This window comes from Magnetococcales bacterium, assembly GCA_015231175.1.
Taxonomy (GTDB): Bacteria; Pseudomonadota; Magnetococcia; order Magnetococcales; family DC0425bin3; genus HA3dbin3.
Genome location: JADGBZ010000046.1, coordinates 1 through 6,235 on the forward strand (window position 1 = coordinate 1; position 6,235 = coordinate 6,235).

The 6,235-nt window shown below is 63.0% G+C and carries 5 protein-coding genes; 4 read left to right on the forward strand and 1 reads right to left on the reverse strand.

The genetic code is table 11. The features are described 5' to 3' along the window. The coding region (locus HQL63_10375; protein MBF0177233.1) for a hypothetical protein at nucleotides 1–663 on the reverse strand (663 nt) is incomplete at its 3' end. Between the two features lie 618 nt (nucleotides 664–1,281). Between HQL63_10375 and HQL63_10380 the strand changes: the two genes are divergently transcribed. The 4 genes from HQL63_10380 to HQL63_10395 form a co-directional block, all read left to right on the forward strand. Next, the gene (locus tag HQL63_10380; protein MBF0177234.1) at nucleotides 1,282–2,490 is read left to right on the forward strand and encodes an MFS transporter; all 1,209 of its coding nucleotides are present in this window, start codon (nucleotides 1,282–1,284) and stop codon (nucleotides 2,488–2,490) included. Nucleotides 2,491–2,687: 197 nt separating this feature from the next. Then, complete coding sequence (locus HQL63_10385) at nucleotides 2,688–2,942, forward strand: hypothetical protein (GenBank protein ID MBF0177235.1); 255 nt, start codon at nucleotides 2,688–2,690, stop codon at nucleotides 2,940–2,942. After that, nucleotides 2,939–5,260 (forward strand): trypsin-like peptidase domain-containing protein, encoded by a 2,322-nt coding sequence (locus HQL63_10390; GenBank protein ID MBF0177236.1) that lies wholly within the window; start codon nucleotides 2,939–2,941, stop codon nucleotides 5,258–5,260. Before HQL63_10385 ends, HQL63_10390 begins: the two co-directional genes overlap by 4 nt. A gap of 467 nt (nucleotides 5,261–5,727) precedes the next feature. After that, the coding region (locus HQL63_10395; GenBank protein MBF0177237.1) for a hypothetical protein at nucleotides 5,728–6,235 on the forward strand (508 nt) is incomplete at its 3' end.

Consider the following 6,235-nt stretch of genomic DNA (forward strand, 5'->3'; position numbering starts at 1 on the left):
TCCACCGGCGGGACGGCTCCTCCGGCAGCAAAGGCGGGCATGGGCGGCATGACGGGAATCACCAAGTTGCGGACCAGTCCTCCCGCAGCGAAGCGGGGGATTTCCGGGAGCCGCAGGCGCATGCGGTTGAGGGATTCCAGCAGCCCCAGCCCGTAGCGCCGCACCGCCTCCTTGGCGGATGACGAACTCGCCCGCCTCCAACAGGGCATGGATGCGGTCGCCACCGCCGAAACCGGGCAGGCGTCCCCCTCGCGCCAGCCCCACCGTTCCACCCATGGCATGGGCTTCCTGGGTCACCTGCTGGACATAGTAGGTGATGACCCGGCCATCCAGGGCGTTGGCGCGGGCGATGACGTCTTCCATGGCAGCCACCGCCTGGGCGGTGTCGGCGTTGACCGTGACCGTGCTGCCAGCCTGGAGGGCGGTCTGGAACTCCTGAGACCGGGCGATCAGCCCGTCGAGGGCCCCGGTGGCCGAGGTGGCGTCGAATTTGGCCTTGATCTCCGGGTCGAACGTGGCGAACTCGCTCTTGAAGCGGGCGAAGACGCGGGAGAGTTCGTCCAGCCCGGCCTTGACCGGGCCGGTCAGCCCCTGGGCCACCTTTTCGGGGACGCCCTCCAGGAAGCGGGCCTCGTCCTGGAGTTCCGCCTTGATCTTGACCACCCGCTCCTTCTTTTCCAGCAGGTCGTCGATCTGGCGGGCGGCTTCCTCGACTTTGGCGGTGTCGGCGGCGAGGATGATGCGGTGGGCGGCCTCCAGGTGGTCGCATCGAGTTGCGCAAGGTCGAGGATGTTCCGACAGTGAGCCGCTTCGAGGCGTTGCGCGGACGGGCCGGGACTGACCACCGACGAGATCATGGCCCTGACGCGCGGCGAGTCGTAAGGTGACGCTGGTCGATACCAACACCCTGATCGCCCCCCCTCGTAACCGCTTTCCCGCGCGGCACGCCCTTTCAAATGCGGTTGCGCCGCGATAGTTGTCAAACGGTGTGGAAAAATGGTAGACTGAAAGGTGAGGTGTTTTCCGCTTGCCGCATGATGTTTGGCTTAGCTGCTCGGGAGGTTGGGGCCATAGGGCAGAGAAAGGGTGCGGAACTCTTGGAGAATGCAGAAGTCTTGTGTGTGAGGATATGGGATTGGGTGACAGGGGTGCCGTGTTGACAGGGTTGCACGTCCGATTGTCGTCGGATGGTGGCCCGGTTATGGGGAAGGCGTTGTGAGTGGTCGTGACAGAATCACGGAAGGGAACCTGAACACGCTGTTGCTCGTGGTGGCCCTGGTGATGATCCTCATGACCCTGGTGCTGGCAACGCAGCCGTTGTTTTTGCGTCAGGCGCTCTCCCTGGGACGGGAAAACGCCGGGTTTGTCAACGCCAACATTCAAGTAGCTACCGAGGTGATCGAAATGGTCCTCGTGGGCTATCTGGGGTATCTGTCCGATCGGTTTGGCCGGGTGCCGATCATGCTCTTCGGCTTCCTGCTGGCGGGAGGGATGGCCCTTCTCACCCCTTTCAGCAGTGAAATCTCCCTGATTCTGGGTGTCGATGCCCTGGCGGTCTACTACCTGGCACGGATACTGACCTCCCTGGGAACCACCGCAGTCTGGCCGCAACTTGCCACCATGACCGGGGATTACAGCACGTCACGGAATCGTATCCAGATTCTTGCCAAGGCCGGTCTCATGACCGCATTTGGTGCGACCCTGGTCTATGCCGTCCTGATTCAGCTGACCAACTATGTCGGCGTCAAGACGATCATGCTGCTTCCTGCCCTGGTGGGTTTGGCTGGCGCATGGCTTGTCCGGCACTTCCTCCTGGAGACGGCTCCACGCCTGGAGGAGAGCCGCTTTCCCTTTCAGCGCCTGCTGGCCTTGCTCAAAAACAAGAGAGAGTTGCGCCTTAGTTTTTTGGCGGCTTTCTCCTCGCGCAATGACATGGTGATCATTGGCCTGTTCCTTATGACGTGGTTTATCTACTTCAGCGACCTGTTGCCGGATGTCAACAGCGATCAGGCCGCAGCCAAGGCCGGATTTGTCATTGGCTTCATCGGGTTGGTGGTGCTGTTCTCCATCCCGGTATGGGGAAGGATCACTGAACGTCATGGACCGGTGCGGGCTGTCGTGTTCGGACTGCTTCTCTCCGGCGTGGGTTTTCTCACCTTCGGCTTTATTGTCAATCCATTGAGTTGGTGGTCACTGCTGCCGGCCCTGCTGGTCGGGTTGGGGCAGGCTGGGTGTATCCTGGCACCGCAAATCCTGGTGATGGACCACGCCGAAGAGGGGATCTCCGGGTCGGTCATGGGGGCATTCAACACGGCGGGCTGCGTCGGCATCGTCTTTTTTTTGCAGGTTGGCGGCATCTTGTTCGACTGGATCGGCCCAACGGCCCCCTTCCTCTTTACCGGATTGGCCAATATAGCCATCATGTTGTACGGGTTGGCCATTTTATGGCGCCAGGAGTCGGGCGGCGGGGAGAGGTGCGACGTGTCGTGATGTCGGACGTGCCCGCAGGTGGGGGGCATGCCCGCCGTGCGGGTTCTGCGCAAAACTCCTGGAGATTGCCAGCGCATGTGGATAGACTCTGCCATCGACGCTCCTGTCCAGGTTGGTGTGCCGGACCGGGCGAGTGGTTTGGAGGGCCAGAGGTCGGCTGATGGCGGGCATTCGCATCCAAGGGGAAGAATCGGATCATGCCGAGCATTATGATTGGGTTGGTGACCATTTCGCTGGGATTGTGGGGACTCTCTGCCTGGTGGTGGTCCATGGTCGAGTTTTTGCGGGGTGCGGTCCCGCTCGTCTTGTTGGTTTTTGGTTGTATCGCCCTGGGGGCAGGGGTGAGGCGCTTGCGGGAGGCCAACGCCACCCCCGTTCGGAAGAGAGATCGGGATGCCGGGGCGTTGTGTGACCTCTCTTCGCCATCCAAACCGGAGCATGGACTGGGATGACGCCAGAACAGGATCCAAATTGCGGACGGGGTTTCCTGAAATACCTCTTCATGGTGGGGGCGGCGGCCATCCTGTTGTTGGTGGGCACGTTCTGGTGGGATCGGCACACCCCGGGAGGATTCTACTCGGCCAAGTCGGGCGATGCTCAAACCGGACAGGTGGGTGCGCCGCCTGCCGCCGGCCCGGTTGGCCCGCCGGTTGGCCCGGTTGGCATGCCGGTCGCAGCGACAGGGGCAGCGGGTTCTGCCTGGGTTGCTCCAGACGTGGCGCTTGATGGTTCGGTCACTCTACCCGGGTCGACCCCGTCGCGATTTGCTGCCGTCTCCCGTGCCCTGCTGCCCAGCGTGGTGAATGTCAGTGTCACCAGCACGCGCCTGCCGGAAGGGGATCCTGCTCCCGCCACGCCCGCGATGCCCCATGCTGCCGCGCCATCGCCGCTCCCCAACGTCCCCGCAGCACCGAACGCCCCCGGTGCCCCGACAACTCCCAACCAGGATCCCGGCTTGCAGTACGCCAGCCCGTTCAGTGGCGTCAAGACGGAGAGTATCGGTTCGGGTGTCGTGGTGACGGAAGACGGCTACATTCTCTCGAACTATCACGTTGTGGAAAAGGCCAAACACGTTTACGTGACCTTGTTCAATGCCCAGGGCGGCAATCAGGTGTTGCCGGCGGAAATGGTGACCCTGGATGCCAAACGCGATCTGGCCTTGCTCAAAATTGATCCCGAGACCCCGTTGCAGCCGGCTGCTTTTGGCGACAGCGCGTTGCTTAGTGTGGGGGATCCGGTGATCGCCATTGGCAGCCCGTTCGGGCTTGATCAGACTGTGAGCCGAGGAATCATCTCCGGGAAGCGCAAGGCCGTCGATATTGGGGGCGTCCTGCATCGAGGCTTGATCCAGACCGATGCGGCCATCAATCGGGGCAACTCGGGTGGTCCCCTGGTCGATGGACGCGGATATGTCATCGGCATCAACACCGCCATTTACACGACCACCAACGCCTTTGCGGGCGTTGGTTTTGCCGTGCCGTCGAATACGGCGCGGGAGTTTTTGGAAGAGACTCTGCGCTTGCCGGTGGTCACCCCCAATCTTTCCCGGCCTGATGTGCTGGCCGGGGGCGCCCACATTGCGGCGCGTCCCCCACCGCCCATCCAGGCCAATGCCACCTCGCCCCATGGTGATCGGGGTCCATGTGTCCAGTGCCACGAAATCCTGTCGGCAACGCCGGGCGCTCTCCCCGTGGCGGCGCGCACGGCGCCACGCATCCAGGCCAATGCCGCCATGCCCCACGCCGACTGGGGCCCCTGCACCAACTGTCACGAGATTCTGCCGGTCAATCCCGGTGCCTTGCCAGCGGCTTTCAACCAGGGTGGCGCCTCAGGGGCGATCGGTGCCTGGCACCGCAGCCGTGCGGATGCCCTCTCCGCTTTCAACCCCAGAGGGATGGCAAACGTGACCCCTGGCATGGCTCTGGCTCATGCCGTGCCCGGTGGTGCGGGTGTGATGCCACCTGCCGGTATGCCCGGAGCGGCCTTGGGTATACCCGTTGCTGCGGTTGCGACCGCAGCTCCCGGAACTCTCCAGGCCGATTTTGGCTTGACCCTGACCGTGCTGGATGCGCAAGGCGCTCGCCAAAGGCAGCTCTCTGTTCCCAAGGGGATGTTGGTGGATGCCGTCCAGCCTGGATCCGTTGCCGACCAGGCGGGTCTGCGCGCCGGGGATGTGCTCCTCAAAGTGGAGGGACGCTGGGCTGACAATCTGGACGTTGTGGAACAAAGATTGGCCCGTGCCAAGCCAGGAGATGAGGTACGTCTTGCGGTCGTTCGTGGTACGGCGCGGCAACCGGTCTATTTGCGGATCCCTTCCCGCACCGACAAGGCGGTTGTCTCTCCAGGCCAGCCCCAGGCTTGGAATGTGGCCATGACGGCTCCGATCGGGGCGCAACAGTGGGGGCCTCTTCCTCTTCCTCTCCAGGGTGAGGCGCTGGCGCCATCAGCCGGGCAGGGGGTAGTCAACAAGCCGGTTGGTGTGGTTGCCAAGCCGTTGCCTCCTGCCGAGTTTGAGTGGATGGGTTTGGAGATGGTTCCCCCACGGCCAGGGGCCCAAGGCCCTAGAGGTGGGACGGTCCAGGAGGTGACGCCTGGTTCTCCCGGGGCGCGCGGTGGCTTGCGAGTCGGAGATGTGGTTTTGGCAATCAACGGTTCCCCCACGCCGGACGCGGCAGCCATGGATCAGGCCATCAAGGCGACCGCCGGACGGCAGTGGACATTGCTGGAGGTCGAACGCGGTGGGGTCCGGATGTTTGCCAAACTTCAATGAGCGTCACTGTTCAGCGCCCTTTCAAGGAAAGATTGGAAAAGACTGGAAAGAATTGGAAGAGATTGGGATATGAAAGCCTTTGTCAGGGCTTCGCCCCGAACCCACCAGGACGCTGTCCTGGACCTGCCAGGGAGCCAGCCCCCTGGACCCCGATGCGTTGCATGGTCACCATGCGCGGGCTTGAGTGGTGAGGTTTAAAGATTGGAAGAGATTGGGATATGAAAGCCTTTGTCAGGGCTTCGCCCCGAACCCCACCAGGACGCTGTCCTGGACCTGCCAGGGAGCCAGCCCCCTGGATCCCGATGCGTTGCATGGTCACCATGCGCGGGCTTGAGTGGTGAGGCTTCAGGAAATGTGCCAATGGTGGCTCATGCGCGGGCTTGAGTGATGAGGTTTCAGGAAGTGCGCTGAATCGACACGGTGGAGCAGGGGTGGTGTAGCTGAGGTGTGGAGGTCGGGTGGTCAACGTGGCAGACACGAAAAACGAGAAGTCGGTTCAGGCGGCGGTTCCTGGTGCGAACGTACCTTCGCAAGGATCGGCGTCTGCCTTGGCGGGGGCTGCTTCCGAGGACGTGGTTCTGGGAAATGGGGCCCAGTCGGCGGATGGCGATCACGCGCCTGTCACACCGTGCATGCGCGGCATTCTTGCGTTGCGTGCCGCCGCCAGGGAGTTTGCCGTGTTGGCCAAGCAACGGCGCGAGCAACTCCAGCGCGGAGAGCATGTTCCCCAGAGCAAGAGTGCCCGTTTTCCCACTCCGGCGCGTGCGCCGCGCTCCGGATCTGGATCGGCTTCCATGGCACCATCCGGGGTGGCGAGTGTGGTGGGTGTCTCCACGTCTGTGGCGCTTGTGGCGGATGCTCCTCCGGCTGTGGTGGTATCCCCCCCCGCTGCGCCTGACGTAGCCGCAGTGGCTGTCTCCCCTGCCGTACCATCTGTGGCCGTGCCAACTACCACCGTTGCTCCTGCCCCTGCGC

Excerpts from the sequence above, each read along its gene's own strand:
- HQL63_10380 (MBF0177234.1), top strand. The coding sequence starts at position 1,282 with ATGATCCTCATGACCCTGGTGCTGGCAACGCAGCCGTTGTTTTTGCGT.
- HQL63_10385 (MBF0177235.1), top strand. The coding sequence starts at position 2,688 with ATGCCGAGCATTATGATTGGGTTGGTGACCATTTCGCTGGGATTGTGG.
- HQL63_10390 (MBF0177236.1), top strand. The coding sequence starts at position 2,939 with ATGACGCCAGAACAGGATCCAAATTGCGGACGGGGTTTCCTGAAATAC.